This is a genomic window from Aetokthonos hydrillicola CCALA 1050 (assembly GCF_017591665.1).
GTDB lineage: Bacteria > Cyanobacteriota > Cyanobacteriia > Cyanobacteriales > Nostocaceae > Aetokthonos > Aetokthonos hydrillicola.
Genome location: NZ_JAAKGC010000265.1, coordinates 1 through 2,932 on the forward strand (window position 1 = coordinate 1; position 2,932 = coordinate 2,932).

Below are 2,932 nucleotides of genomic sequence, written 5' to 3' on the forward strand. Positions count from 1 at the left end.
TCAATCTACGTGTAGCAGTACCCTGTTCATTTTGAGATGGGACTAAAAGCAGGTAACCAGGGACGGCTAGTAACAGAAGTAGGTAGAGGATTCCTGCTCCTGGAAGTAATCGGGAGAGGTTGGCGATCGCTACTGCTGTTAAAAACCAAAAACCGTAGATAGAGAGCCGATTGACGAATCTAAGACTACTTTCCATTGAACCAATTCTTCAATCCTTCCCAAATGTTTCCGCCGCCGCCACCACCACTTGAAGCTGTGGTAGTAGCTGTTGCAGTACCGCCGTTACCACCGCGCAGCGCAGCACCCTTTGTGCCATAGGTAATCAGGTTTCCAATACGCTCTTTATCAGCTTTTATCTGAAGATTCAGTTCTTGAATAGCAGCTGCTTTATCTGGGCGTAGATCGATTTGTTGCTTAGCAGAAGCTAACTTCAGCGCCATACTCCTTAAGCTGGCTTGTAGTGAGTGGTCTTCTAACTGGATATAGTTCTCTAAGTCAGCCGCTAACAGTTGCTCATTGACGTTGGCTTTGTGCTGTAACTTCTTACTGTTTTGGGTATATCCCTTAACTGCCAAGTAAGTATCAAGACCCGCTTTGTCAATTCCCTCTGCACCTTTAATCCCTGATTTCGTGACTTCCGCCACGAATTGGTTAAAGTTTACTTGGCGGTTAATATACTTGGTGAAATGCTCTTTCAATTTGTCCAAGTGAGTGTCCATCCACTCGGACTGTTTCAAAAAATCTACCAAGTCCCCAAGTTGGTTTTCATCCATTGCTGGTATCGCTGTTAAGTCGATACCGTAATAGCTTTGGAGTAAGCTTCCTGCATCGGGGTGCAAAGCTAGCGCCCTGATACCTTGGGCGTTTCCACCGTTACCACCACCGCTAACATCTGTAAATTCAGCATTAATTGTGCGCTGCTGGTTTCTCTTCAATTTACCGGCGGCATTTTTAACGAGTGTTCCTATTCCCATTATTCACCTCTAAATAAATCCTGAAATCAAAATTCGGCATTGCCTTAAATGCTGTGGCGATGATTATTGCTATCCCCACGCTCATTAAGGTGATAGCAACTGCTTTTGTTAAATCGTCGTTTTCCATTGCTGCATTTCAAGTGTCGCTCCAGCACCGATTAATCCCCCTGCGATCGCCACTAATACAGTCGCAGGAGAAAGGCTTATAACAATTGCACTAACAATAGAAACTACAGGAAACATTGCAAGAAATTTCACGATATTCTTCTCATTTTTTCAAGTAAAATCCAATTCCAACACCCATCAAACTCCCCCCCAATCCTATAGGAATAGCCAATTTAAACTGATATGAGAAACCTACAAGGATTGTGATAAATATCGAAAGAATCAAGCCTATTAAATAATTTTCAACTTCCGTTGTGTGGGTGTGGCTTGTCCTAAAGGGGCGATTTTAGCGGGTTCCTTTACTAGTCCTTGTAATAGGCTGTTAATTGCGGTTGAGGTTGTTCCGTCGGTGTGTTGGCGTAGTGCTTGAAGTTGTTCCGCTAAATCGTTTGTATCTTGCGCTTTAGCCTGTACTAGGGCAGTTAATAGCCCTAATTGATGCCCTTGCCGTATGTCTTGGGCTTCTTGTTGCCCAAGTTCAAAGCCCATTTGCACCCGTGCGGTTCTCGCCTGCTCCTCAATTTGTACTAGTTTCTGGGCAGATTGGGCGATCGCACCCTCAATCTGACTCGTCGCTGTTGTAATTTCCCCGCCGCCCGTGGTGGGGGTGGGGTCGGGTTTTTCTTCCTCTTGGGGCTTGGCTGCTCTGGTTTCCTGCTTGGCTTGCTGTAATAGTTGCTCAGATGTGGGTTCTGGCGCTTGCGCGGTTTCCTGTGGGGTTTCCTTTGGTTCCTCTGCGAGCATCTGCTCTAGTTGCTCTAGTTGGTCGGTGGTGGTGGCTGGCTCAGTTATGGCAGTTTTGGCTTTGCCGTTGCGCTTAGCGCCGTTGCTGTTTGTAGTAGTCATCTTTGATTCTCTCTAGTTTTTCTTCAATATTGATGTGGTTCTCGTTGAAAATCGTTGCTAGCTGGTTGCGCGATCGCAACAATACAAACATTGCTTTGCTGTTCTGTCCAGGGTTTAAGCCTAGAAACTCTCTTAGGGAGAGGATTTCTTTTAGTTCATCCCAGCTGAGGAAGTCCCGGTCGGTGAGGTCAAGGTGCTTTAAATAGCTATTGATCGTGTGAGGGCTTTTAATCCTCAATAGCCTTGAGGATTCCCTAATACTCAGAACCCCAGAATCCTTAATTACGGGTACATTTAGGGTTCTTCCTCCCCTATATCTTGCTACGGTTACATGTCTTGCTACGGTCATATTCTGCAAGGGTTGCTTATATCCCTAATTAAAAAGCCACATCTAAGGGTGGCGCTAGTGTTTGAGGAATCTTTTGGTGTTTCACGAACCCTGAAGAAGCTTGTGAATAGTGCCGAAATGATGCAGTACGTACTCTTTAGGTGCTTTACACCGTGTACTCGTGGTATCCGCTAGCCAATTTTTGAGGGTGTCAACTGGGTAACCTGAAAGTCGGTGCATCTGGTATACAGAGCAATTGTGAATCTCACGAAATTTTTTAGGGTGGATTGGTTCGACTTCTAGCTTTATCATGGGTATGCTCCCTTGCAGGTGTGTTCTGTAGGTGGGGCAGCCTTCGGTGAGGATCAGTCACCGGAGGCATTAAAGATGATAGTATGTTGCAATGCTTCATCATATAATCATCTAATTATGAATATTGACAAACTTATTGAGGAATTGTCAAATGCGGGTATTTTAGAGGTTATTCAAAAGAAAAGAATGACAACTTCTGAATTACCAGCAAGTTTGTACATCAAGCTTTTAATAGCATCAATTGCCACTAAAAAAGGTGCGAGTAACTGTATTTCAACAGCACTTGAAACCTACTGTATGAGAAACG

At 44.6% G+C, this 2,932-nt stretch carries 5 protein-coding genes and 1 pseudogene; 1 reads left to right on the top strand and 5 read right to left on the bottom strand.

The features are described 5' to 3' along the window. The 5 genes from G4P69_RS36705 to G4P69_RS36725 all read right to left on the bottom strand — a co-directional run. Window positions 1–196 (bottom strand): hypothetical protein (locus G4P69_RS36705; RefSeq protein ID WP_208345881.1); only part of this gene is annotated, 196 nt, incomplete at its 3' end. Then, a complete protein-coding gene (locus tag G4P69_RS36710; RefSeq protein WP_208345880.1) occupies window positions 186–974 on the bottom strand; it encodes a hypothetical protein in 789 nt (262 codons plus the stop codon). The genes G4P69_RS36710 and G4P69_RS36705, both read right to left, overlap by 11 nt. A 108-nt stretch (window positions 975–1,082) precedes the next feature. Next, on the bottom strand, window positions 1,083–1,232 hold the full coding sequence (locus G4P69_RS36715) for a hypothetical protein (protein ID WP_208345879.1): 150 nt from the start codon (window positions 1,230–1,232) through the stop codon (window positions 1,083–1,085). A gap of 138 nt (window positions 1,233–1,370) precedes the next feature. Further along, complete coding sequence (locus G4P69_RS36720) at window positions 1,371–1,985, bottom strand: hypothetical protein (RefSeq protein WP_208345878.1); 615 nt, start codon at window positions 1,983–1,985, stop codon at window positions 1,371–1,373. Further along, window positions 1,957–2,334 carry a hypothetical protein gene (locus G4P69_RS36725; RefSeq protein ID WP_208354763.1) on the bottom strand — a complete coding sequence of 126 codons (378 nt, stop codon included), beginning with the start codon at window positions 2,332–2,334 and terminating at the stop codon, window positions 1,957–1,959. Before G4P69_RS36725 ends, G4P69_RS36720 begins: the two co-directional genes overlap by 29 nt. A gap of 408 nt (window positions 2,335–2,742) precedes the next feature. Between G4P69_RS36725 and G4P69_RS36730 the strand changes: the two are divergent. Next, window positions 2,743–2,932: pseudogene (locus tag G4P69_RS36730) on the top strand (hypothetical protein); the annotation flags it as partial.

Bases quoted from the DNA above. Each gene is read 5' to 3' on its own strand.
- G4P69_RS36710 (WP_208345880.1), bottom strand. From the start codon at position 974: ATGGGAATAGGAACACTCGTTAAAAATGCCGCCGGTAAATTGAAGAGA.
- G4P69_RS36725 (WP_208354763.1), bottom strand. From the start codon at position 2,334: ATGACCGTAGCAAGACATGTAACCGTAGCAAGATATAGGGGAGGAAGA.
- G4P69_RS36720 (WP_208345878.1), bottom strand. From the start codon at position 1,985: ATGACTACTACAAACAGCAACGGCGCTAAGCGCAACGGCAAAGCCAAA.